The organism is Pseudomonas sp. NUPR-001, from assembly GCF_052147955.1.
In the GTDB taxonomy this organism is placed as follows: domain Bacteria; phylum Pseudomonadota; class Gammaproteobacteria; order Pseudomonadales; family Pseudomonadaceae; genus Aquipseudomonas.
The window spans coordinates 5,018,230-5,039,559 of the sequence record NZ_CP197353.1 but is presented as its reverse complement, the minus strand read 5'-3'; the positions used below and the strand labels follow the sequence as shown (position 1 = coordinate 5,039,559).

Sequence of the window (21,330 nt, the reverse complement as noted above, 5' to 3'; positions counted from 1 at the left end):
GAACCTGACGCAAAAGTAATGTAGGCATCAGGCAGCTGTCAGGGAGTCCTGTCTACGGTCTGTTATGACAGGCATCGCAATCGTGCCTGCCGTTAGCGGTAGCAGTGACCCTGACAACCTGGTGGAGATCGTCCTGTGAAATCGCTCAAACCAGTGCTTCTTGCTACAGCTATGCTGCTGTCTTCAACTGTGTTCGCTGAAGGTGGAAGCGACCGTGCGCTCGAAAGAATCCAGTTACTTCGGGACCAGGCCGAGGCCGTACTGGTAAAAGCGGAGAAAGCTGACCTCGGCCAACGGCATGTACACATGAAAGAGCACATGGCCATGTTGCAGGACTTGATGAGCCAGCTGCATCAAGACCATCCCAAAGCAGGCATGTCAAAGGATGAACATCTAGCGTGGATGGAGAAACACGACAAGATGGTGGATGAGGTCCTTGGTCAAATGGTCCGTGAGCACAAGCTAATGATGGCGGACAAGGAGTGTCATCCATAACCCCGAATTCACGGCCGTTCCCCTCTGCTCCTTTGGCCTAGCGGCGCCCAAACGGCGCCGTTTTTTTGGGGCCAGATTCAGTCATTTCGTTTCAGTCTCCGCAGCAGACGTTTGGCCGGGTGGAATGATCAGTCGCAAGAACCTGACAGAACTGTAATACCCAGCTCAGCTTTCTGAAAGCGCAGGCTAGCTAATGTGACCCTAAGCCTGAAGCCCTTGGGGCTCACCGTAACCCGCTGAGGCACAACTGATGAACTTGATCAAAACGCTCGTGATGATGGTCACCTTTGGCATGTCTAGCCTTGCTCTGGCTGAAGGCGGTGCCGACCGCATCTTTGCAAGGATGGAGGCAGCCCGGCAGACCTCCGTGAGTACGAATCAGCTTGCACAGCAGAAGAAGGACCAGGCGCCGGTAGCAGCTGAGATTCACAAACAAGCGAAGCATGAGAGCTGCTGAGCCGAGCTTACAGAAATGTAATCACTCGGGAATCTGTTATGTGGCAGTTTCAGATTGCTCTTTCCCACCGCGGCTTGTGCTTTCTGAAAAGTCTACAAGGCTTGTGGGAATCCTAAGGAAATCGGGACCTTCGACCTCGAACAGCCCGAATATCAGCGAATTACCTGACTGACTGGACACTACGGCATGCAAAGCAAAACCACGAGACGATCCTTCGTCAAAGGCCTGGCCGCTACTGGACTACTTGGTGGATTGGGCATGTGGCGCACGCCGGTCTGGGCCGTGACCAGCCCTGGCCAACCTAATGTGCTGACAGGCACCGATTTTGATCTGTACATCGGTGAGCTGCCGGTCAACATCACCGGAGCGGCTCGTACGGCAATGGCGATCAACGGCTCGCTGCCTGGACCAATTCTTCGGTGGCGCGAAGGTGACACTGTCACGCTCCGAGTTCGCAACCGCTTGAAGCAGGATACTTCCATCCATTGGCACGGCATCATCCTGCCGGCGAACATGGATGGTGTGCCTGGCCTGAGCTTCCATGGCATCGCAACTGATGGCATGTATGAGTACAAGTTCAAGGTCCATCAGAACGGGACCTACTGGTACCACAGCCATTCTGGGCTACAGGAACAAGTCGGGGTGTACGGTGCATTGGTCATCGATGCAAAGGAGCCCGAGCCGTTCACCTATGAACGGGATTACGTGGTCATGCTTAGCGACTGGACCGATGAGGACCCTGCCAGAGTTCTGTCCAAGCTCAAGAAGCAGTCGGACTATTACAACTACCACAAACGCACGGTTGGCGATTTCGTCAACGACGTAAGCGAGATGGGATGGTCAGCTGCCGTGGCGGACCGGAAAATGTGGGCTGAGATGAACATGAGCCCAACCGATCTGGCTGATGTGAGCGGCTATACCTACACCTATCTCATGAATGGCCACGCCCCGGGCAGCAACTGGACGGGCATCTTCAAGCCGGGCGAAAAGATCCGGTTGCGCTTTATCAACGCCTCGGCCATGACGTACTTCGATGTGCGGATTCCCGGTTTGAAAATGACTGTGGTCGCAGCCGACGGACAGCATGTCAAACCGGTGACGGTCGATGAGTTTCGAATAGCGGTTGCAGAAACTTACGATGTAATCGTCGAGCCGGATGACGCGCAGGCTTATACCATTTTCGCGCAAACCATGGATCGCACAGGGTACTCCAGGGGCACATTGGCCGTACGTGAAGGTTTGCAAGCTCCCGTGCCAGCAGTTGATCCGCGTCCTCTCATCTCGATGAGCGATATGGGCATGGATCACGGCGATATGGGCGGAATGGATCACGGGTCAACGCAGGGCGGTATGCCTGGCATGGCCGGCATGGATCACAGCAAGATGGCTGGGATGGACCATAGCAGCATGGCCGGCATGGACCACAGCAAGATGGCCGACATGGATCACAGCAGCATGTCTGGAATGCGCGGAGCCATGCAGACTCACCCAGATTCGGAGACCAACAACCCCTTGGTCGACATGCAGACGATGTCGCCGACGCCTAAGTTGAGCGATCCAGGAATCGGACTGCGCAACAATGGACGCCGTGTCCTGACGTATGCGGATCTGCGAAGCACTTTCATTGATCCAGACGGCCGAGAGCCTGGTCGCACTATCGAACTACACCTCACCGGACATATGGAAAAGTTCTCATGGTCTTTTGATGGGATTAAGTTTTCTGATGCAGAGCCCCTGCGCCTCAAGTATGGCGAGCGTCTTCGCCTCACTTTGGTCAACGACACCATGATGACTCATCCCATCCATCTCCACGGCATGTGGAGCGACCTGGAGGACGAGGACGGTAACTTCATGGTGCGCAAACACACTATCGACATGCCTCCTGGCTCAAAACGAAGTTATCGCGTGACTGCCGATGCTTTAGGGCGATGGGCCTATCACTGCCACTTACTGCTCCACATGGAAATGGGCATGTTCCGAGAAGTCCGTGTGGACGAATAATCTGGAGATCTGAGATGAGCAAACCAATGAAACGTAGCGCCTTTTTCTTCTCTGCCGCCATGGTAGGTCTTCTGGCTGTTTATGCCCCTTCCTCGTGGTCCAGTGAAAATCATGAGCAACATACCCAGAAGTCTGCTGACGCCCCGAGTTCAGCTAAATCCAACGCCGGAACCAAGGGCGCACAGGGTAAGCAAGCCGAAGGAATGGATCATGGCTCTATGAAAGGCATGGACCATGGATCTATGAAGGGTATGGATCATGGGTCGATGGAAGGCATGGATCACAGCGAAATGATGGATTCGCACGGCGGCGACAAAGCTAAGGCAGGGAAAGATGACCAATAGGCTGGCACGACCATCGCTCTTGGCATTGGCTGTGTCCCTCAGCGCACTGAATGGTGCGCCTAGCTTTGCGGCTGAAGAAATGGACCATTCAGCGATGGGGCATGGGTCTATGCAAACGGATCCAGCCTCTTCACAAAGCGCGATGCAGGGAATGGACCACAGCCAGATGGGGGCAAGCAAGCAGCCGAAAAAGGCCACTTCTGTTGATCACAGCAAGATGGATCATAGCTCCATGCAGGGAAGCAAGGACTCCATGGACCATAGCAAGATGGGCCATGGGAGCATGGAAGGTATGGATCACGGAGCCATGGATCATTCGAAGATGGACCACGGTTCTGCTAATGCCCCCACGGCGACCAGTCGTACTCCGATTCCTGTACTGACTGATGCGGACCGAAACGCGGCGTTTCCTCCACTGGGCGGTCATGAAGTTCACGATAGCGGTATCAACAGCTTCTTCTTGTTGGATCAGCTTGAGTACCAGGACGCAGACGAAGGCAGCACGCTGGCTTGGGATGCTTCGGGATGGGTTGGGGGCGACATCAACCGGCTATGGATCCGTTCTGAGGGCGAGCGCACAAATGGCGTTACCGAGGATGCCGAGCTACAGCTTTTATACGGGCGCTCAATCGGTCCTTGGTGGGATGTGGTTGCTGGGGTTCGCCAGGATTTCAAACCAGAATCTCCCCAGACATGGGCAGCTTTCGGTATTCAGGGCATGGCGCTGTACGAATTCGAAGCTGAAGCTACCGCTTTCATTGGTGAGAATGGTCAGAGCGCCGCACGGCTGGAAGGCGAATACGACATCCTCCTGACTAATCGCCTGATCCTGCAGCCTACCGCAGAAGCTAATTTCTATGGCAAAAACGATCCTGCGCGTGGCGTAGGTTCCGGTCTCGCCAACACCGAAGTTGGACTGCGCTTACGATATGAGCTCGTTCGCCAATTTGCACCCTACATAGGCGTCACCTGGAGCCGCTCCTACGGCAAAACTGCAGACCTGATTCGCGAAGAAGATGGGGATGTGGATGAAGCCCGATTCGTTGCTGGCATTCGGATGTGGTTTTGAGCACCTGACATGAAGAAAACAATTACAACGCTTGTGGCAGCAGGCGCCTTGGGTAGTGCGGCTGTTCTGGGGGTCGCGTATTTCGGCCTGGTCAACGTTGGTGCTGATGATCCTCACTTTCCGGCAGTCCATGCATTCCTCTCCATGGCGCGGGATCGCTCTATCGAGGTTCGCGCACGAGATATCGAGGTACCGAATCTAAAGGATGAAACCCTGATTCGTACTGGCGCCGGGAACTACAATGCCATGTGTATTGGCTGTCATCTCGCCCCAGGGGTTGATAAGACTGAGCTCAGCCAAGCACTGTATCCGTCTCCTCCCAACCTCACCAAGATTGGCCTAGACGATGGTCCCGCCGCTGCGTTCTGGACCATTAAACATGGTATCAAGGCCACCGGCATGCCTGCTTGGGGCAAGAGCATGGGTGATCAATATATCTGGGGCATTGTCGCATTTCTGGACCAACTACCGCAGATGAACGCTGAGCAGTACAAAGCGCTGGTAGCAACCAGTGGCGGGCACCAGCACGGCGGTGGGGAAAGTGAGATGCACAATCATGAAGGTCAGCATGGCGGGAATAAGCCTGGCCACCACAGCAAGCCTGCCTCCACAGGAGGCCATCACGATATGGGGCAAGCAGAGGCGCATCATTCACCTTCCGCTGATCCCGCCAGCGCCAAGCCTGACACCGACCATCACGGCGGTCATGACGCGGCCGAAGCTGATAGTGATCATCACTCCAAGCCGACTCCGAAGACTCATACGCACAGTGATGGAAAGGAGCATCCCCATGAAAGTTAAAAGCCGCTTCCTGAGGTTGACCGCCCTTGCTGCATTTCTCACGCTACCGCCAGTTTACGCAGCCGTGCCAACCGCGATCGATGTGCACCGAGATGCAAACTGCGGGTGCTGTACAAAGTGGGTTGCATACATGGAACAGAATGGTTTCAAGGTCATCGATCACGTTGAAACCGATATGAGTGCTGTAAAGCAGAATCTCGGGGTCGTGCCACGTTTAGCGTCCTGTCACACCGCAGTGATCGACGGAAAGTTTGTTGAGGGGCATGTCCCAGCTGAACAAGTTCGAGAGCTGGCAAAGCGAAGTGACCTGCTTGGCATTGCCGTGCCAGGGATGCCCGCAGGCTCTCCAGGGATGGAAGTGGATGGTGTTACGCATGCTTATCAGGTCATCGGCCTCACCAAGAGCGGAGGTGATGAAGTGGTTGCAGAATATCCAGGCCACTAACCCTTCCTTAGACCAATAAAAACGGCGCCTTGTAGGCGCCGTTTTTATTGTGGGGAGGGCATCCTGATCAGTCAACTCTGACCGCGGCAACCTATGCCGGCTGTGCGGTACTCAAGAATGTTGAGCTTTCCAGTCGAGTCTTCATAGGTCATTTGCGCCGGCATCACGTCACAGGTACCCCGGTTCGAGGTCATACTGATCACTTTCGCAATGTCGAGTTTCATCCCGTAGCGATAGTGGGTTACCTCTGGTGGTTTTTTTCCATTGGCAGCGGCATAAGCGCGCATAGCTTGTTCATTCGCCTGAATCATCTTTCCGTGCAATCGGTCGGATCCGCCCTCAGCCAATGCGGTCGAGGATGCGGTCAGGATCAGCAAAGCGGCAATTCCTTTAAAAATTCTCATGTTCATCACTCCTATTTGACGTGACTGAATCTTAAGGGAATGGACCTGTCGTTCGAATGATGGGCCGATTACATCTTCGTAAGTCGGGCTCAGGCATAGCTGAAGGGTACCCACATCACGCACAAGATACCGACAACCTTAGCAAGGCCGCTGATCAAGCCATGTACGAAGCCAAGCAGCGCGGCAGAAACGAAGTGATGCTGTTCAGCAGTGAGAGCTGATCTGCTCACCTGCGCCCAGATTGACATCCCTTCTCTGCCGGTAGCAATCAGCGCTCCGTTTCAGGGGGTGACTTAGGGAGGTCTGCTTTGGGGGTGGAAAGCAGTCGCTCATGATTGACCGCTCTCGACTCAGAAAGTGGGGCTCAAAGGGATCAGACTTGAGGTCAGAGGGGCGGCGGTGAGTAAGTCTCAGCTTATGACGTTCAAGGCCAATCGATTACCAGAGGGACGGGAACAGGAACTCGATAGAGTAAGGGGAGAGGCTTAGAGAAACCGACTTGAGTCCCTCCCATTTGATCAACCCCTCGTCGGCCATCTGCGAAAGAAGGGTTCGGGTTGTACTTTCGCTTAAGCCCATTTTGATTTGGATAGCGTCGTTCGACTGATCACCGTGGCACAGCAAATCCTTGTAGAGTTCGCAAGCCTTGATGCTGAACTCCGGCAACACCTCACCTTTTATGGTGTAGAAAGCTTCCTGATGCCGCTGTTGGAAGTAGTTGTCGATCCGCTGATTCAGCATCCGTGGTTCTAGTATGGAGCTGAAATAATTCACCTGATCGAGAGCGGTCTCGACGAAGTAGCGAGTGAATTTCAGCAACCCTGCATCGGAGAGCTCGCCACGTCCGTCGAAATCGCCTTTGCGAACATGGTCAGCAGCATTCAGCGCTGCATAGTACGCCTCGGCGTTGCGGCCGAAGCCACGGGACATTGACCACAAGTCTGAACCACCCAGACCACTGGCCTTGAGATACTGGTCGGTGAATAGGCGACCTGTGCGGCCATTACCATCCACGAATGGGTGAATCCACATCAGTCGGTGATGCGCAGCTGCAGCAGCCAGAATTGGTGAGATGCCGTGGTGCCGGTCCAACCGGTAGGCGGTTTCGAACCAATTCATGTAGGACATAAGTTTCTCGGCAGTTGGCGGGATGTGCTTGCCGACCCTAACACCCCGATCCCTGAACTGCCCCGGGACCATACGGATGCTCTCACCATCGTCGTTGACTTTCATGTCCAGTAGCACGTCGGGTATGCCTTTGTAGAGCTCCCGGTGCATACGTGCGACTGCGTCCCTGGTACAGATTAGCGAATCTGCGATCGGGTCATCCGCCAGGCGTTTCTGCGCTTCAATGTGGCATTTAATCTTCTCTAACTCATTTGCGACTTTGACGTCGGTTGGCATTTCATGGGTGCTTAACACGTCTGCCGGTAGAGCGGAGTTGCCCTCAATTTTGTTGCTGTAATACGAGTTTACCTTATGAAGATGCTCCATCAGAGGGAGCCGTAGCGGTGGGGGGACGTTGATGCGAAGTGCTGCGTCGAGCCGCATGATCTCAACGACCACATCCTGTAGGTCACCTGGGATACGGTCTTGAGTGATGAGGGGAGTAAGTGCCATTTGCCGGATGATTACTTTGTCGTAAGCCTAGGCTCTGTTCGAAAGAGATTTTGCAGACATTGTGAATCGCACGGATGGGGTGTGCTCACATACCAGACCGAAGGTCTCGAAATTCTGTAGATCCTATTCATTGTGGACAGGCGTAGCGATGGAGTCTATGAGTTCGAGAATAGGTCTTGCTCCCTGGGAGCAGCGCAGCTGGGAACTTCATAAGATTCTTTTCCTAAGGGAAGTGATGAAGCGCGCCCCAACGATTCGTTGGAGCGCGGTATCAGCGGGTTACTTTTTGACAGAGAGATAGTCGCCAGAGGTTTTCAACGAGACGGTCACCTCGCTGTTGGTGCGGTTACGCCAGAACCAACCATGGGTGCCGTCAAATAGAGCAGTGATCTCTCCTGTGTCGCCCTTTACCTGCTTGGCTTTGCTGTAGCTGTGGAAGTCGCCTTGGGCTGCGTTGTAGGTCTCTCCATGAGTGTCATGGTTGACCGGGCCAGTCGCGGTCCACTCGTAGCTGGCTGTACTGCCTTTGCGCATCTCCAGCTTGATTTCTCGGCCTTCGCCTGGCTTGAGCGTCAAGGTCATGTAGTCCGTTTTTGCCGCAGGTGCTGCTGTGGTGGGTTGTGCAGTCGGGGTGGCCATAGGCTGCACTTGAGCCACTGGTTGCGGCGCTGGGGCGACCACGGACGTGGAAATAGCAGCGGTTGGTTGTGGCGGCGCAGCATCGGCCAATGCCTCTTGCGCCAAGCTGATTTTCAGCTCACCCATTTGTGTCAGCCCCAAAGCTCGACCGACCCCAGTGGGATCAATGGCGTATTCCGAAGGCATCACCACCGTCACCAGCAGACCCAAGGCAGTTGCCAAAGCGATCACGGTGGAACGGACGAGCTGACGGCTGCTGGGCAGTTCACTTGCAGTTGGAAGCGGGGTATTGAACATAGTCAGAATTCCTTACGAGGAAACAAGCAGGCCGGTTAACTGGTAACCCATAAGTAGGAAGCCGGCACTCATCATGGCGACATTGGCGATGTAGGCATGGCGCCAGAAGCTGGCTGTCCGCCGCCAATAGCCGATCAGGATGAGAATGCTGCCAAGCGCCAACAGCTGACCGATTTCAACGCCAACGTTGAAGGCAATCAGATTGGGAATCAGGCCATCTGAAGAGATCTCGTACTCCTGGATCTTAGTCGCCAGGCCGAAACCATGCAGCAGGCCAAACACCAGCGTGGCTACCTTGGTGTTCGGCTGGAAGCCAAACCAGCGTTGAAACGCGCCCAGGTTGTCGAGCGCCTTGTACACCACGGAGAAACCGATGATGGCGTCGATGACATACGAGCTGATGTTGATTTCCGTGAGCACGCCTAGTAACAGGGTGACCGAATGCCCGGCGGCAAACAGCGTTACGTAGAGCCCGACATCCTTCATTCGGTACAGGAAGAAGATCACCCCGAACAGAAACAACAGGTGGTCGTACCCCGTCATCATGTGCTTGGCGCCCATGTAGATGAACGGCAAGAGCATCACGCCCGAGCTTTCCTGAATAAAGCCTTTATCCCCCTCGGCGACGGCATGAGCCAACGTCTCGGGCATGCCTAAACAAAGCGATGCGACAAGTAAAAAGAGCAGCAATAGCGGTCGATGTGGGCGCATAGCGAACACATCCCCGCCACTTGTTGGGTGCAAGTGCATGGATCAATCCTACGTTGCAATGATCTTGAGCCGCTGTGCGGCAATGGTCAGGAAGCAATCGGAGGACGGGGGGGGCGCTCGATCAGGAATATTGGAGATCGGGGAAGTGAATGCCCTGGTGCGGTGAGCCGCACGAGAGGCTTCTGCTGTGCACAAAGCTGCACCGTAGAGCTCAGCTGAGGGGTCTCGTGCTGGTGATCAGGGGTTAATGGCGAGTGGTAATGGTCGGAGCACTGTGTACAAGTTGATGCTCCATGGCTGTGATCATACTCAGCTCCTTGCACCACCTCTGCTACAGGATGTTTACCGGGCACTGACAACGTATAGGCATGCCCCGTCCACGCCGAGATAACGGCCAGAGCGAGAGCAAGAATCACCATCGTTGATAGAGAACGACTAAACATCACAGGTGCCTTTCAGGCCTATTCCAAAGAATCTGAAGCGTGCTTGAAGTATCCCCCCGGGGGGGATACGATGCCAGCGTAATTCATCGAAACCAGAGACTCAAGTCATGACTGAGCATGTGCACCTCGATGCCCATGACCACCCACATGGTCATACACATATCCATCAAAGCCACGAAGCGATCATCAAGCGCCTCAAGCGTGCGGACGGCCACTTGCGAAGCATCATTGCGATGATCGAGGAGGGCCGTGAGTGCGTCGACATCGCACAGCAGCTGCATGCGGTTGAAAAAGCGGTTTGCCAAGCCAAGCGGACGCTCATTCAGGATCACATCGACCACTGCCTGGAAGACACCGTCGTGGCATTGAGTAACGGGGATCGCTCATCGCTTGAAGAATTCAAGCAAATCACCAAGTACCTTTAGGTTCCCCATGCCGAACTTCGCAGATTTGCTACAGCAGGGTGGAGCCCACGCCTGGCTGTATTTTCCCAGTGCCATCTTGCTGGGTGCTCTCCACGGGCTTGAGCCTGGTCATTCCAAAACCATGATGGCTGCATTCATCGTTGCGATTCGTGGCTCTGTGAAGCAGGCAATCCTGTTGGGCCTTGCCGCCACGATTTCCCACACGCTGGTGGTCTGGCTGGTCGCAATCGGTGGCATGTACCTGGGTAAGGGGCTGGATGCTCAGACTACAGAGCCTTACTTCCAGCTCGCATCTTCTGCCCTGATCATTGTGATTGCCCTGTGGATGCTTTGGCGGACGTGGCGTGGCGAGCAGATGTTCAAGTTCGAGCAAGGCGATGATCACCATCATAGTGATCATGACCACGGGCTTCACGATGAGACTCACCGTATTGATACCGGCCATGGCCGGATCGAGCTTTCAATCTTCGAAGACGGTATGCCCCCGCACTGGCGGATGAAAGTGCTGAGTGGCCATGCCTGGCCGGCTGCTCAAGTTCTATTGACCACCACCAGGTCCGACGGGAAGAGCCAGCAATTCGCGTTTGTCGAGCGGGAAGGGTATCTCCAATCCACGGTTGATATTCCTGAACCCCATGAATTCAGCGCTCGGCTCAGTCTCGGGCATGCTGGCCATTCGCATGACTATGATCTCGATTACCGCGAGCACGATCATGGCCACATACATTCCGAGCGGGAGGGCTTGGAGCTGTCCGTCGATGACTACCAGGACGCGCATGAGCGTGCTCATGCCAACGACATCCGTAAGCGCTTTACCAATCGGGAAGTGACAACGGGGCAGATCATCATGTTTGGCCTGACCGGTGGCCTTATTCCATGCCCTGCAGCCATCACGGTATTGCTGCTCTGCCTCCAGGTTAAAGAAGTCGCACTTGGCGCCATATTGGTTCTGTGCTTCAGCATTGGCTTGGCGCTTACCCTAGTGGCAGTAGGGAGCGCAGCAGCGATTGGTGCAAGACAAGCGTCCAATCGCTGGCCATGGCTGGGTACCGTGGCGCGGCGTGCGCCCTACCTCTCCAGCGTCCTGATTATCGGTGTCGGCCTCTATGTAGGCTTCCATGGCTGGATCGGACTGAACAGCTGAGGGGCCTGCTCAGTGTTCGAACTGACCAGCTACATCGGCCTATTTCTGGCGGCACTCGGTGCCGCCACCTTGCTGCCCATGCAGTCAGAGGCAGTACTCGCCGGCATGCTGGTCTCCGAGAAATATTTGCCCCTTACTCTGCTACTGGTGGCCACAACCGGCAACGTTTTGGGCTCGTTGGTTAACTGGGTGCTTGGGCGCAGCATCGAGCACTTCCGGCACAAACGTTGGTTTCCGGTTAGTGAGAGCAAGCTCGAAAAAGCCCAGCAGTCCTATCAACGCTACGGCCACTGGTCCTTGCTACTCAGCTGGGCTCCGATCATTGGCGATCCTCTAACCCTGGTCGCGGGCATTATGCGTGAGCCCCTGTGGCGCTTCTTTTTGATCGTCACCCTGGCCAAGGGGGGACGTTATCTACTGCTCACAGTGCTCGTCCTGGGAGGCTCGTGATGAGCGCGTATGAGCTAACAGCACCGGTCATCAAGAATCGCAATGCCGGCCAGGACCTGATCAAGTGGTTAGCCATGATCACAATGTTCATCGATCACCTGCGCTTGGTGTGGCCCGAAATGGGCGACCTGTTTATCGTTGGACGGCTCGCCTTTCCGCTGTTTTGCGTAGCGATTGCCGCCAATGTGGCGCGTACGGGCCCCGGCGAGCTACTGACAGCCGCCAATGGTCGATACCTCATCTTGATGATCCTGTTCGCGATCATTTCCGAGGTTCCCTATCGCTACATCAGCACTTCTGGACTATTCAATGTCTTGGTGACTCTGACACTGGGGCTGCTGGTCACGTGGGGGATTCATCATCGCACGTGGTTGGCTGGGGCCCTTGCAATCACCGCAGGGGCGCTTGCCTATCTGCTCAACGATACGCTGATGTACGGGTTCTATGGCGTCCTTGTACCAGCGACAGTGCTTATTGCGATCAAGCGGCCAGGCATACTGTGGTTACTGCCTGCACTCCTGTGCGTATTGATCAATACTCGCAGCAGCATCGTCGCCCGGGCTCTGGATCTAAACACTCCGTCGATCCTAGCCTTGGGCACTGCCTGCGCCGCTCCGCTTCTAGGCTTGTGGCTCCTGCGCCAGAGCCTGCATTTCAATGTACAACCGGTACGTCAGTGGGGGTATTGGTTCTATCCAGGCCACTTGGTCGCATTGCTAGCTCTCCGCTTGTGTCTGTGAGGCATAGAATGCCTTTCATCGGCTTACCCACAACTGAACCCGCAAGCTCTTGTTTGATGAAGGCAAATAGCCATACTCTGTGCGTGGTGGAAGATTCCGCCTATAAAAACTACGCATGGAGTTAGCCTGATGAAAGTTGTTTCTCTCGTTATTGCTGCTGTCCTTTCGTTCTCTTCGGTTGCTGCGTTTGCGCACAGTGGTGGTACCGATTCCAAGGGTTGCCACACCAACCACAAAACTGGCGGCTACCACTGTCACTAAGCGGCAAAGCCCAGCGGTTGCTGGGCCATTCCCAATGGTGGTCATCAGGACCACAGTTGAAAGAATGCTCCCCAATGTCCATTGCGCACCACGTACACCAGCAAACCGACTATACCGCAGCTGAGTAGTACCTGAATGACACCGCGCTTGAAGTGAAACAGTGCAATGGCAGCGGCTATCGCAATTACCAGCGACGGCCAGTCCAGACCTGCTCCAAATCCATTGGGCCAGAGTACGTGGTAACCGAAAAACATCGCCAGGTTCAGGATCACTCCGACCACGGCAGCTGTGATGCCGATGAGTGGCGCAGTGAATTTCAGTTCGTTATGGGTCGACTCGACCAAGGGCCCACCGACCAGAATGAACAGGAAGGAAGGCAGAAAAGTGAACCAGGTCACCAAGCTCGCCGCTACGGCACCGGCTAGGAACGTCTGCTCAGGACCAAAAACCTGCTGGACATAAGCGCCGACGAAGCCAACGAACGCCACGACCATGATCAACGGACCAGGTGTGGTTTCACCTAAGGCCAGGCCATCGATCATTTGGGTCGGGGTCAGCCAGCCGTAGTGCCCCACAGCGCCTTGATAGACATAGGGCAGCACCGCATACGCACCACCGAACGTCAGTAACGCTGCCTTGGTAAAGAACCAGCTCATTTGGGTGAACGTCCCGTTCCAGCCAAACATCGCGGTCAGGAGGCCCATGGGTAACAACCACAGCAGGACGCCTACCAGTATCAGCAGCATTAGCCGAGACCAGCGAAACCGGGCGTGTGCAGGCGTTGGGGTGTCATCATCGATCAGAGCCGTGCCATAGGATTTCTTCGCGGTACCGTGGCCACCAGTGCGAAATTTTTCTGGGGCAAGGCGGCCGCCCAGATAACCCAGCAGTGCCGCGACCAGGACAATGACGGGGAAAGGAACATTCAAGGCGAAAATCGCGACGAACGAAGCGGCAGAAATGGCCCACAGCCATCCGTTTTTGAGTGCTCTTGAACCGATTCTATGAGCGGCATGGACCACGATGGCGGTGACTGCAGGCTTGATGCCATAGAACAGTCCAGCCACGATGGGAACGTCACCGAAGGCAATATAGACCCATGACAGCACAATTAGAATGAACAGCGAAGGGAGCACAAACAGCCCACCCGCAATCACCCCACCCCAAGTGCGATGCATCAGCCAGCCGATATAGGTCGCCAACTGCTGTGCCTCTGGCCCAGGAAGCAGCATGCAGTAATTCAATGCATGGAGAAAACGCCGTTCTGATATCCAACGCCGACGTTCTACCAGCTCCTGGTGCATGATCGAGATCTGACCCGCAGGCCCGCCGAAGCTGATAAAGCCGAGCTTCAGCCAGAACCACAGTGCTTGTGCCAAGCTAACAGGCGCTGGTCGCACCAAGTCAGGCGCATCCACCGGTAGGGTGTCCTTAGTCATCGGTGTTGCCCTCCGATGGGCGCTCGAGCGAGCAGCTGGCGAAAGTACATGCTCATGAAACGATTGTCTCGTGATGTTCGGACTTTGGTGTTTTGGTGGTACTCGCGAAGCAGCTTGCGATCATTAGCTTTTTATAGGGGCGCAAAACTGAACTTCAAATCCAGCGGCGAACACGAGCGCAATACTTATCCAGATCGTCACCAAACAACCGACGCAAGGCACGTTCTTCCGGCAGGATCTGAAAACGATTGATGTACAGGACGAACGCCGCAACTCCCAGCAAAGCGAAGGGTGAAGCAAGAAACACCGCCCACGCCGCCAAGGCCAATGCAAAGCCCAGGTACATGGGGTTTCGAGTCACGCGATAGATACCTGAAGTAACCAGGGCTGAAGCCGATGCTGGTTTCAACGGATTGACCGTTGTTTTGGCCTGATGGAAGCAAATTACGCCTGCCAAACAAACACCGGCGCCAATCACTGATAACACAAGGGAGCCGACAAGGCGCCAACTCAGAGGCGCCTCTACGGCCGGCCATTGCGCTGCACTGAGCCACATCAACAAAGCGCAAATCGCCGCTACCAAGGGGGGCGGGACACGGTTCTCGAACCAGTGCATGACATTACTCCTTGGTTTTGGCGACCTCATCACGGACCAATTGACGCAGTGCCTGCGGGCTGAACTCGTTCAGGCTTTGACCATTTACGAAGAACGTCGGAGTGCCCTGTACGGCTAAGGCTTTAACATCCTGCATGTCGACTTTAAGCGCCGCATCAACCCCCGCAGACCGCATGTCTGAACGGGCTTTATCCAGATCGAGACCGACCTCTTGCGCAGCCTCCCACGCCTTGGCTACTTGAGGATCATCATGCCAACCTGGTTGGGCCTCCAAAACCGCCTCCAGCACTTGCTGGTAGAGATTCTGCTTTCGCGATGCCTCGAGCAGACGGGCAACCTCTTCTGAACCTTGGTGTAAAAGCGTATAGCGCAAGACCAGACGAACATCGTCAGGATGCTCCGCGAGAATCTTTTTGACGTAGGGATAGAAAGCCCGGCACGCCTCACAAGAAGGATCAAAGAATTCGACAATGGTGACCGGGGCGTTTGCCTTACCGAACGCAGGTGAATGGAAGCGCACCAGATTGGCCGTAGCCCTGACAGGCGGTTCGGCAGGGGGCATCGTTGAAGTTTGAGCTGGTGGGGTCGGTGTTGGTTGATACAACATGACAGCCGCACCAAAGGCAGCCAGCACCAGAATGCTGATGGTCAGGACCAGGGTACGACGATTCATGTGGTAGAGCTCCGACGGATGATAAGCAGCAGGACAGAAATGGACATAAAGGCAGCTAGTGCTAACAGAGGCAGCGGAACAACGCCAAACAGCGTCATGCCAGCGTCAGTGCAGGATGGACCGGTCGCAGTACAGGGCACAATTGGCTGCGGAAGCAGGCCTGCATAGAGCAGGCTGTGCCCCAGCGCAACCAACCCACCACCGATCGCGAGTGGTAACGCATAGCGCCAGACCGCAAAATCTGAGCGATAGCAAGCAATAGCCAAAATGATCGCAAGCGGGAACATAAAGGCTCGCTGGAACCAGCACAGCACACAAGGCTCCTGGCCCATCACCTCTCCAACAAATAGCACCGCTAGTGTGGAAGCTAGCGCGAGCAGCCAGGCCAGCAGTAACAACATCCAAGAGCTGGGGGTAACGCCGTGGTTCATATGCGTTCCTCAGTTAGCGCCTGGAGGCACTGCAGTAAAGGTCACCGGGAGCGTCTGACCATCAGCAAATTGAAGCGTTATCGCAATCTGATCACCGAGGGCTAGCGGCTTCTGGCGCTGCATCAGCATCAAGTGATAACCACCGGGAGCAAAGGCCAAGGTGCCTGACGCAGGTACCTGTACCTGATCAATATGCTGCATTCTAGCCATGCCATTTTCCTGGATACTTCGATGAATCATGACTTGGCCGAACATGTCGCTTTGCGCACCATTCAGCGCAACCGGCTCAGCACCGGTGTTCGTCAACGTAAAGTAACCTGCGGCCGGTAAGTCACCGGGTAGCAGCCGAAGCTGCGCGTTCTGTACTTGCACTTGGGCCATTGCAGCATTTGCTGTTAGCAGCAATAGCACAGCAGCCAGCTGTCGTCCGATCCGTTGCATCATGACTATCCTTGTGTTGAAGCCAGTTAGTTGGAGTGTTTGGGCCCACAGCACGACTTGACCTCAGTCGGCTCTGCCGGGGATTGTCCGGGCTCACAGAGGCTTACCAGCATAGGCTTTGACCCTTCGCGCGTTGAGACCGCATTGGATACCGGGGCGCAGCAGGAAGCAGCAGGTTTAGTAGGCTCCACTGCGCAACATTCAGCAGGTTCAGCGACCACCTCCGGCTGCGGATTGAGCTTCCACTCATGCCAGGCTTCGCGAAGGACCTGTCCAGCGGAATGCAGGAACAGTGCAGCAATCGCCAGACCCACCGCGATATCAGGCCACAGGCTGCCAGTTAGAGCCACCAAACCAGCCGCGATAATCACACTGGTATTGGCAATCAGGTCGTTACGTGAACACAGCCAGGTCGAGCGCATGTTCAAGTCATCACTGCGGTGGCTAAACAGCAGATAGAAGCAGATGCCATTGGCAGCCAATGCGATAAACCCGACCACCCCCATCCAATCCGCTTCAGGCACTTCTTGCATGATCAACTTGCGAGCAGCGTCGGCGACCACCACAAGCCCGAAGAGCAGCATAAAGCCGCCTTTGAACAAGGCCGCCCCGGCGCGCGCTCGGACGCTTCGGTGCAGTACAAACAGCGTCACCGCGTAAACCGAGGCGTCCCCAAACATGTCCAGCGAGTCGCCCAGCAATGCGGTAGAGCTCGCAATCAAACCGGCGGCAAACTCCACCACGAACATCACCGCATTGATGGCCAGAACGATGTAGAGAATGCGGCTTTGTCGGGCGCGCAACTGCGCTAGTTCGCCGGCTTTGTTTTCGCAGCAGCTGTCCATTTTCCCATCCTCACGCATGACCGATTGCGATAGCATGAAGGTTCTAGCAACTATAAGGTCAAGCACCATGACTGTACCGAACTACACCGTAGGTCAGTTGGCCAAGGCCACAGACACCAAGGCCGTGACCATCCGTTATTACGAGCAGCAGGGGTTGCTACCTTCAGCCACCAGAACTCCCGCGGGCTACCGCCTCTACACGGAAATCGAGCGCGATCGCCTGCTGTTTATTCGACGCAGCCGTGGGCTGGGTTTCAGCCTTGATGATGTACGCGAACTGCTCGGCCTGGCGGATCGGAAGGAACACTCCTGCGCAGCAGTCGATGCCAAAGTCGAACTACAGCTTGCTCAAGTGAGAGAGCGCATCCGTGATCTACAAGGCCTGGAAAGCGAGCTGACACGGTTGATCGCGTGCTGCCAAGGCGGCGTGATTGAAGAGTGCCGGATTATCGAATCCCTATCGAATCGATCTGCTGTGCGTCCGGAGTCGACTGACACGGTTTCACGGTAAGAGATCAGCTCGCGACTTTGAAACAGAGACAAACACTGGTCCCCGCCTGCTCTTGGCTACTGAGACTGACTTCCCCGCCAAAGCGCTCCATGATCTGCTTGACCATGATCAAACCGATACCCAACCCACCCAGTTTGATGGTGTAGAAGGATTTGAACGCCATCATCTCTTGCTGGCGGGTCATGCCTTTACCGGTATCGTTGATCGAGAGTGGAGCTTTAGCCCATCGGCAGACAGTGTGGTACTGATATCTAGCCGGCCACCCTCCGGCATCGCTTCAATGGCGTTGGCAATCACACTTTGATTCATTTTTGCAATACGTGTGCTGTCCGTGTCTCAACTGCTTTCCCTGACATGGGTAGAAATAATATAAGATCAGTGGTGAGGCATATTGTTTCATCTGTGAGGGCTGAGAATCCCTGCCTCGAAAAAGAACGTTCACTTGAAGGTTCTAGCTTGCAGAAGATGATCAATCGTATCGCTGAAGCGCTATGACAGCTCATCTAGTTATAGCGATATATCAGCTGGTGTGTTATTAAATTTTGAAAGTGGGTGTCCGAAAAATACCCACAAATATAGAATTTTTGAAGATGCTGTTGGTGAAGTTGTAGGCGAGATTAAGCTTTGAATAGAGCATTATAAGCTGCGAGATTTCTCACGCTAAATAAATCCCGCTTTGACGGGGTTTTTAGTGTGCTAAGGGTGGCGTATGGTTTGTGGTGTAAGTTTTCAACGTTTATCTAGCACGTATCCTACACCTCTCAGTGTATGGATGAGCTTGGTTTCAAAGGGGTCATCTATTTTGGCTCGGAGTCTGCGAATTGAGACCTCCACTACATTCGTGTCGCAGTCGAAGTTCATGTCCCATACCTGCGAGATTATTTGTGTGCGACTTAAGACCACGCCGGAGTTGCGCATCAGGTAATGCAGCAGAGCAAACTCTTTCGTAGTTAAATCAATACGTTGGCCGTCTCGGAAGGCTCTATGGCGGCTCTGGTCCAGCTCCAGATCTGCTACTTGAATGATCTCAACCGAGGCAGGATGATCCGCTCTACGCATCAAGGCTCGTACGCGGGCTAAGAGCTCCGGAAACTCAAACGGCTTGACCAAGTAGTCATCCGCACCATTTTCCAATCCTCTGACTTTATCTGCAAGGCGACTTCTTGCGGTCAGCATCATAATGCGCGAAGGGCAGTTTTTTCGCCGTAGCAGCTCGAGCACTTGCCAACCATCCATCTCTGGCAAGTTAATATCGAGGATGATAAGTTCGTATTCATGCTGCTTGGCTAGGAAGAGGCCATCAGGGCCGTTGTGCACGAAATCTACAACATAACCACTTTCCGTAAGCCCTTGTCGCACGTACTCCGCTGTTTTTACCTCGTCCTCAATTACCAGAATTCGCATGGGGTTTTGTCTCGATATCGCTGAGCAATTAAATAGCGCCTGTGCGCCGGTAGTATTTAGTAAAATAGTAAATCAATTTTTGGCACTCAGGGTCTAAATAACGCATTTGTAATTTATTGGTAATATGGCTGATAGCCTGGCGATATATTGTGTCGCAGCTTGGCTTGGAGGTGATATCAGCCGCTATTATGGTTCGCAGCATGACAGTATGAAGTATTTTTTATTTCTGGTTTTTGTGTTGGGTGCGTTGAGGTCTGATTACAAAGAGACCTCACTCGATGAGGAGGCGGAACATTGGTGCAGCCACGAGTTGCATCGTCATGTGATGGTGAAAGTTGGACGGCTTCTCGAATTTTAACCACGAAAAAAAAAGGCGCCCAGAGGGCGCCAAATATTCACCTCTAACCAAAGGAGCAATTAAGCTTCTTAAGGTGAATTAGTGGAACGAGTGGTGCTCAACGGCCTAATAGAATTAGTGCTCAGGGATCACTGATCCTATGAGGTATTTACAGAATAGAGAGTGGGTATTCGACGATCAGGCGGACCTCATCTAGGTCCGATTCAAATGCCGTGGCGCGAGTGTTAGCCTGGCGTACCCGGAAAGAAAGGTCTTTGGCGGTCCCAGTCTGCACTACGTACTTGACTTCGATGTCACGTTCCCATCGCTTCTGGTCGGTAAGTGGATTGCCGTTATCATCGGTCCGCATGTAAAACTGGTTAGCGTTGGAGTAGTCGGCGTCAGTGCCCTTGCCATAGCGAGTCATGAACGAAAGACCAGGGATACCGTAGCTGGTCATGTTCAGGTCGTAGCGTAGCATCCACGAGCGCTCATTCGGCGAGTTGAAGTCGCTGTACTGGATTGAGTTATCGAGGAAGATGGAGTCAGACTGGCGCAGATAGTCGAAGTCATCGTCGCCGTTGTTGCGCTGATGAGAAAGAGCCAGCGTATGGCCGCCGAAGCGAACGCCGACCTTAGCGCTCCAGATGCTGTTGTCGAAATCGCCCAGCAACTGTTTGCCTTCATCGAGCGCACGGTAGTAGTTCAGGCCACCAATCAGCGCGACGTCGTCATTGAGGGGGTAGCTGAAGCTGGAACCAGCATAATACTGGTTCCAGACGTCCTTCAGGCGGCTGGCATAGAGGCTCACGCTGATATTCTCGTTGACGTCATAGTCAGCACCGCCGTAGCCAACCCAAGGTGAGTCAACTGGGCCACCATAGAAGGTCGCAAACTTATCGCGCATATCGCTAGAGACTGGCTGGCTCATCGAATGCAGACGACCGGCCTGGATGGTGAGGCCCTCAAAGCTAGTGTTCTCGGCAGTAACGCCGCGGAAGCTTTCCGGCAGCAGGCGTGAATCGCCGAAAGCAACCACCGGAGTGAGAGGGAACACGTCCCCGACTTTCACCACGGTGTCCAAGAATCGAACTTTAGCGGCGCCACCCAGCTTGGTGTATTCATCGCGCGCTTCGCCCTCGCTGTTGACCGGGAGTACGTCAAAGGAGCTGCGGCCGCCATTTCGGCCGTCACCGGTGTCAAGCTTGAGGCCGATCATTGCGAAGGCGTCTATACCAAAACCAACGGTGCCTTGGGTAAAGCCCGAATTAAAATTGGTGATGATTGCATGAGCCCATGCTTCGGAGTAGCCGTTCGTGTTGCCCTTGCCACTGTTGTAAGTGGGGGCGGAGCTGTCACGGTTATCACGATTGAAATAGAAGTTTCGGTTCAAAACGGTGAGGCTGCTGCCCTCAATAAAACCTTCTGCTTTTTCCTCTGCCTGGGCTGTAACTGCATAACTGCCGGCGAGCGCAGAACATGCGGCCAGGTAAAGCGACAATTTACTTCTCATTCAATGCTCCTTCGATTGCGGCAGCTTTTATTATGATTGTCCGACTCGGGTGTTTAGGTGATTGTTCTGACCCGGCGGCGCGCGTAGCGAAGCGCCTTGCGCAATACTTACAGGCGGAAGATAACGGGAGAGTGATAAGATAATTACAATTTTGTCATGTTGTTGTTATTCACTGTATAGGGCGCTCGCGCTGCCATGTACAGCCCTTCCTTAAACCCCATTGGATACGCAGTTTCTACAAGGTTTACGGGCAAAGCTTCGATTGATTACGAAATTGTAATTTTCCAGCCACCCCTCTGATAGCTATCGCTGATTAGAGTGCCATCACCTAATCCAGTGGGGCTTGGCAGCTATTTCTGCATTCTCGCCAAGCT

26 protein-coding genes and 1 pseudogene are annotated in these 21,330 nt (G+C 54.4%); 14 read left to right on the top strand and 13 right to left on the bottom strand.

The window, feature by feature from the left end; all coding sequences use genetic code 11:
- Positions 1–135 precede the first annotated feature (135 nt).
- The 7 genes from ACP6KB_RS23155 (at position 136) to ACP6KB_RS23125 (ending at position 5,612) form a co-directional block, all read left to right on the top strand.
- Positions 136–495 (top strand): co-regulatory protein PtrA N-terminal domain-containing protein, encoded by a 360-nt coding sequence (locus ACP6KB_RS23155; RefSeq protein WP_191832380.1) that lies wholly within the window; start codon positions 136–138, stop codon positions 493–495.
- A gap of 250 nt (positions 496–745) precedes the next feature.
- Positions 746–952 carry a co-regulatory protein PtrA N-terminal domain-containing protein gene (locus ACP6KB_RS23150; RefSeq protein WP_191832379.1) on the top strand — a complete coding sequence of 69 codons (207 nt, stop codon included), beginning with the start codon at positions 746–748 and terminating at the stop codon, positions 950–952.
- 186 nt (positions 953–1,138) lie between these two features.
- A complete protein-coding gene (locus ACP6KB_RS23145) occupies positions 1,139–2,953 on the top strand; it encodes a copper resistance system multicopper oxidase (protein WP_191832378.1) in 1,815 nt (604 codons plus the stop codon).
- A 14-nt stretch (positions 2,954–2,967) separates the two neighbouring features.
- Complete coding sequence (locus ACP6KB_RS23140) at positions 2,968–3,297, top strand: hypothetical protein (protein ID WP_038614600.1); 330 nt, start codon at positions 2,968–2,970, stop codon at positions 3,295–3,297.
- Positions 3,287–4,366 (top strand): copper resistance protein B, encoded by a 1,080-nt coding sequence (locus ACP6KB_RS23135; RefSeq protein ID WP_280042754.1) that lies wholly within the window; start codon positions 3,287–3,289, stop codon positions 4,364–4,366. Before ACP6KB_RS23140 ends, ACP6KB_RS23135 begins: the two co-directional genes overlap by 11 nt.
- Before the next feature lie 9 nt (positions 4,367–4,375).
- A complete protein-coding gene (locus tag ACP6KB_RS23130; RefSeq protein ID WP_280042751.1) occupies positions 4,376–5,167 on the top strand; it encodes a c-type cytochrome in 792 nt (263 codons plus the stop codon).
- A complete protein-coding gene (locus ACP6KB_RS23125; RefSeq protein ID WP_191832375.1) occupies positions 5,157–5,612 on the top strand; it encodes a DUF411 domain-containing protein in 456 nt (151 codons plus the stop codon). The genes ACP6KB_RS23130 and ACP6KB_RS23125 overlap by 11 nt, the downstream gene beginning before the upstream one ends.
- Positions 5,613–5,683: 71 nt before the next feature.
- On the opposite strand, the gene ACP6KB_RS23120 is transcribed toward ACP6KB_RS23125, so the two are convergent.
- Positions 5,684–6,016 carry a DUF2790 domain-containing protein gene (locus tag ACP6KB_RS23120; protein WP_191832374.1) on the bottom strand — a complete coding sequence of 111 codons (333 nt, stop codon included), beginning with the start codon at positions 6,014–6,016 and terminating at the stop codon, positions 5,684–5,686.
- Between the two features lie 56 nt (positions 6,017–6,072).
- Here ACP6KB_RS23120 and ACP6KB_RS23115 point away from each other — a divergent pair.
- A pseudogene (locus ACP6KB_RS23115) lies at positions 6,073–6,222 on the top strand (diguanylate cyclase domain-containing protein); the annotation flags it as partial.
- A 232-nt stretch (positions 6,223–6,454) separates the two neighbouring features.
- On the opposite strand, the gene ACP6KB_RS23110 reads toward ACP6KB_RS23115, so the two are convergent.
- From ACP6KB_RS23110 to ACP6KB_RS23100, 3 genes are all read right to left on the bottom strand, one after another.
- On the bottom strand, positions 6,455–7,636 hold the full coding sequence (locus tag ACP6KB_RS23110) for a Fic family protein (protein ID WP_191832372.1): 1,182 nt from the start codon (positions 7,634–7,636) through the stop codon (positions 6,455–6,457).
- Between the two features lie 279 nt (positions 7,637–7,915).
- A complete protein-coding gene (locus tag ACP6KB_RS23105; RefSeq protein WP_191832371.1) occupies positions 7,916–8,572 on the bottom strand; it encodes a transmembrane anchor protein in 657 nt (218 codons plus the stop codon).
- Between the two features lie 12 nt (positions 8,573–8,584).
- Positions 8,585–9,322 carry a HupE/UreJ family protein gene (locus ACP6KB_RS23100; protein WP_442109594.1) on the bottom strand — a complete coding sequence of 246 codons (738 nt, stop codon included), beginning with the start codon at positions 9,320–9,322 and terminating at the stop codon, positions 8,585–8,587.
- Positions 9,323–9,833: 511 nt separating this feature from the next.
- Between ACP6KB_RS23100 and ACP6KB_RS23095 the strand changes: the two genes are divergently transcribed.
- From ACP6KB_RS23095 to ACP6KB_RS23075, 5 genes are all read left to right on the top strand, one after another.
- Entirely contained in the window at positions 9,834–10,151 is a 318-nt protein-coding gene (locus ACP6KB_RS23095; protein ID WP_191832369.1) for a metal-sensing transcriptional repressor, read from the top strand.
- A gap of 7 nt (positions 10,152–10,158) precedes the next feature.
- Positions 10,159–11,295, top strand: coding sequence for a nickel/cobalt efflux protein RcnA (locus ACP6KB_RS23090; RefSeq protein ID WP_191832368.1), 1,137 nt, complete (start codon positions 10,159–10,161; stop codon positions 11,293–11,295).
- Between the two features lie 12 nt (positions 11,296–11,307).
- Positions 11,308–11,745, top strand: a complete 438-nt coding sequence (locus ACP6KB_RS23085) for a YqaA family protein (RefSeq protein ID WP_191832367.1) — start codon at positions 11,308–11,310, stop codon at positions 11,743–11,745.
- Positions 11,745–12,485: a TraX family protein gene (locus ACP6KB_RS23080; protein ID WP_191832366.1), complete on the top strand. Its 741-nt coding sequence runs from the start codon at positions 11,745–11,747 to the stop codon at positions 12,483–12,485. Before ACP6KB_RS23085 ends, ACP6KB_RS23080 begins: the two co-directional genes overlap by 1 nt.
- Before the next feature lie 129 nt (positions 12,486–12,614).
- On the top strand, positions 12,615–12,746 hold the full coding sequence (locus ACP6KB_RS23075) for a YHYH domain-containing protein (protein ID WP_191832365.1): 132 nt from the start codon (positions 12,615–12,617) through the stop codon (positions 12,744–12,746).
- Between the two features lie 44 nt (positions 12,747–12,790).
- Here ACP6KB_RS23075 and chrA read toward each other — a convergent pair whose 3' ends face one another.
- The 6 genes from chrA to ACP6KB_RS23045 all read right to left on the bottom strand — a co-directional run bounded on the left by chrA (position 12,791) and on the right by ACP6KB_RS23045 (position 17,191).
- A complete protein-coding gene (gene chrA / locus ACP6KB_RS23070; RefSeq protein ID WP_191832364.1) occupies positions 12,791–14,185 on the bottom strand; it encodes a chromate efflux transporter in 1,395 nt (464 codons plus the stop codon).
- A gap of 154 nt (positions 14,186–14,339) precedes the next feature.
- A complete protein-coding gene (locus ACP6KB_RS23065) occupies positions 14,340–14,801 on the bottom strand; it encodes a methyltransferase family protein (RefSeq protein ID WP_038614588.1) in 462 nt (153 codons plus the stop codon).
- A 4-nt stretch (positions 14,802–14,805) separates the two neighbouring features.
- Positions 14,806–15,474 carry a DsbA family protein gene (locus ACP6KB_RS23060; protein WP_038614587.1) on the bottom strand — a complete coding sequence of 223 codons (669 nt, stop codon included), beginning with the start codon at positions 15,472–15,474 and terminating at the stop codon, positions 14,806–14,808.
- Positions 15,471–15,905: a disulfide bond formation protein B gene (locus tag ACP6KB_RS23055; protein WP_038614586.1), complete on the bottom strand. Its 435-nt coding sequence runs from the start codon at positions 15,903–15,905 to the stop codon at positions 15,471–15,473. Before ACP6KB_RS23055 ends, ACP6KB_RS23060 begins: the two co-directional genes overlap by 4 nt.
- A 9-nt stretch (positions 15,906–15,914) precedes the next feature.
- A complete protein-coding gene (locus ACP6KB_RS23050; RefSeq protein WP_262405544.1) occupies positions 15,915–16,349 on the bottom strand; it encodes a copper chaperone PCu(A)C in 435 nt (144 codons plus the stop codon).
- 23 nt (positions 16,350–16,372) lie between these two features.
- Complete coding sequence (locus tag ACP6KB_RS23045) at positions 16,373–17,191, bottom strand: cation transporter (RefSeq protein ID WP_191832363.1); 819 nt, start codon at positions 17,189–17,191, stop codon at positions 16,373–16,375.
- 67 nt (positions 17,192–17,258) lie between these two features.
- Between ACP6KB_RS23045 and ACP6KB_RS23040 the strand changes: the two genes are divergently transcribed.
- Positions 17,259–17,702 carry a MerR family transcriptional regulator gene (locus tag ACP6KB_RS23040; protein WP_191832362.1) on the top strand — a complete coding sequence of 148 codons (444 nt, stop codon included), beginning with the start codon at positions 17,259–17,261 and terminating at the stop codon, positions 17,700–17,702.
- A 4-nt stretch (positions 17,703–17,706) separates the two neighbouring features.
- Here the strand turns inward: ACP6KB_RS23040 and ACP6KB_RS23035 are convergent, their stop codons facing one another.
- The 3 genes from ACP6KB_RS23035 to ACP6KB_RS23025 all read right to left on the bottom strand — a co-directional run bounded on the left by ACP6KB_RS23035 (position 17,707) and on the right by ACP6KB_RS23025 (position 20,956).
- Complete coding sequence (locus ACP6KB_RS23035; protein ID WP_038614583.1) at positions 17,707–17,886, bottom strand: ATP-binding protein; 180 nt, start codon at positions 17,884–17,886, stop codon at positions 17,707–17,709.
- A gap of 545 nt (positions 17,887–18,431) precedes the next feature.
- Entirely contained in the window at positions 18,432–19,106 is a 675-nt protein-coding gene (locus tag ACP6KB_RS23030) for a heavy metal response regulator transcription factor (RefSeq protein WP_038614581.1), read from the bottom strand.
- Between the two features lie 506 nt (positions 19,107–19,612).
- Positions 19,613–20,956, bottom strand: coding sequence for an OprD family porin (locus ACP6KB_RS23025; RefSeq protein WP_038614579.1), 1,344 nt, complete (start codon positions 20,954–20,956; stop codon positions 19,613–19,615).
- Between the last annotated feature and the right edge of the window lie 374 nt (positions 20,957–21,330).

Excerpts from the sequence above, each read along its gene's own strand:
- ACP6KB_RS23150 (WP_191832379.1), top strand. The coding sequence starts at position 746 with ATGAACTTGATCAAAACGCTCGTGATGATGGTCACCTTTGGCATGTCT.
- ACP6KB_RS23145 (WP_191832378.1), top strand. The coding sequence starts at position 1,139 with ATGCAAAGCAAAACCACGAGACGATCCTTCGTCAAAGGCCTGGCCGCT.
- ACP6KB_RS23140 (WP_038614600.1), top strand. The coding sequence starts at position 2,968 with ATGAGCAAACCAATGAAACGTAGCGCCTTTTTCTTCTCTGCCGCCATG.
- ACP6KB_RS23135 (WP_280042754.1), top strand. The coding sequence starts at position 3,287 with ATGACCAATAGGCTGGCACGACCATCGCTCTTGGCATTGGCTGTGTCC.
- ACP6KB_RS23130 (WP_280042751.1), top strand. The coding sequence starts at position 4,376 with ATGAAGAAAACAATTACAACGCTTGTGGCAGCAGGCGCCTTGGGTAGT.
- ACP6KB_RS23125 (WP_191832375.1), top strand. The coding sequence starts at position 5,157 with ATGAAAGTTAAAAGCCGCTTCCTGAGGTTGACCGCCCTTGCTGCATTT.
- ACP6KB_RS23120 (WP_191832374.1), bottom strand. The coding sequence starts at position 6,016 with ATGAGAATTTTTAAAGGAATTGCCGCTTTGCTGATCCTGACCGCATCC.
- ACP6KB_RS23110 (WP_191832372.1), bottom strand. The coding sequence starts at position 7,636 with ATGGCACTTACTCCCCTCATCACTCAAGACCGTATCCCAGGTGACCTA.
- ACP6KB_RS23105 (WP_191832371.1), bottom strand. The coding sequence starts at position 8,572 with ATGTTCAATACCCCGCTTCCAACTGCAAGTGAACTGCCCAGCAGCCGT.
- ACP6KB_RS23100 (WP_442109594.1), bottom strand. The coding sequence starts at position 9,322 with ATGCACTTGCACCCAACAAGTGGCGGGGATGTGTTCGCTATGCGCCCA.
- ACP6KB_RS23095 (WP_191832369.1), top strand. The coding sequence starts at position 9,834 with ATGACTGAGCATGTGCACCTCGATGCCCATGACCACCCACATGGTCAT.
- ACP6KB_RS23090 (WP_191832368.1), top strand. The coding sequence starts at position 10,159 with ATGCCGAACTTCGCAGATTTGCTACAGCAGGGTGGAGCCCACGCCTGG.
- ACP6KB_RS23080 (WP_191832366.1), top strand. The coding sequence starts at position 11,745 with ATGAGCGCGTATGAGCTAACAGCACCGGTCATCAAGAATCGCAATGCC.
- ACP6KB_RS23075 (WP_191832365.1), top strand. The coding sequence starts at position 12,615 with ATGAAAGTTGTTTCTCTCGTTATTGCTGCTGTCCTTTCGTTCTCTTCG.
- chrA (WP_191832364.1), bottom strand. The coding sequence starts at position 14,185 with ATGACTAAGGACACCCTACCGGTGGATGCGCCTGACTTGGTGCGACCA.
- ACP6KB_RS23065 (WP_038614588.1), bottom strand. The coding sequence starts at position 14,801 with ATGCACTGGTTCGAGAACCGTGTCCCGCCCCCCTTGGTAGCGGCGATT.
- ACP6KB_RS23060 (WP_038614587.1), bottom strand. The coding sequence starts at position 15,474 with ATGAATCGTCGTACCCTGGTCCTGACCATCAGCATTCTGGTGCTGGCT.
- ACP6KB_RS23055 (WP_038614586.1), bottom strand. The coding sequence starts at position 15,905 with ATGAACCACGGCGTTACCCCCAGCTCTTGGATGTTGTTACTGCTGGCC.
- ACP6KB_RS23050 (WP_262405544.1), bottom strand. The coding sequence starts at position 16,349 with ATGATGCAACGGATCGGACGACAGCTGGCTGCTGTGCTATTGCTGCTA.
- ACP6KB_RS23045 (WP_191832363.1), bottom strand. The coding sequence starts at position 17,191 with ATGGACAGCTGCTGCGAAAACAAAGCCGGCGAACTAGCGCAGTTGCGC.
- ACP6KB_RS23040 (WP_191832362.1), top strand. The coding sequence starts at position 17,259 with ATGACTGTACCGAACTACACCGTAGGTCAGTTGGCCAAGGCCACAGAC.
- ACP6KB_RS23035 (WP_038614583.1), bottom strand. The coding sequence starts at position 17,886 with ATGACCCGCCAGCAAGAGATGATGGCGTTCAAATCCTTCTACACCATC.
- ACP6KB_RS23030 (WP_038614581.1), bottom strand. The coding sequence starts at position 19,106 with ATGCGAATTCTGGTAATTGAGGACGAGGTAAAAACAGCGGAGTACGTG.
- ACP6KB_RS23025 (WP_038614579.1), bottom strand. The coding sequence starts at position 20,956 with ATGAGAAGTAAATTGTCGCTTTACCTGGCCGCATGTTCTGCGCTCGCC.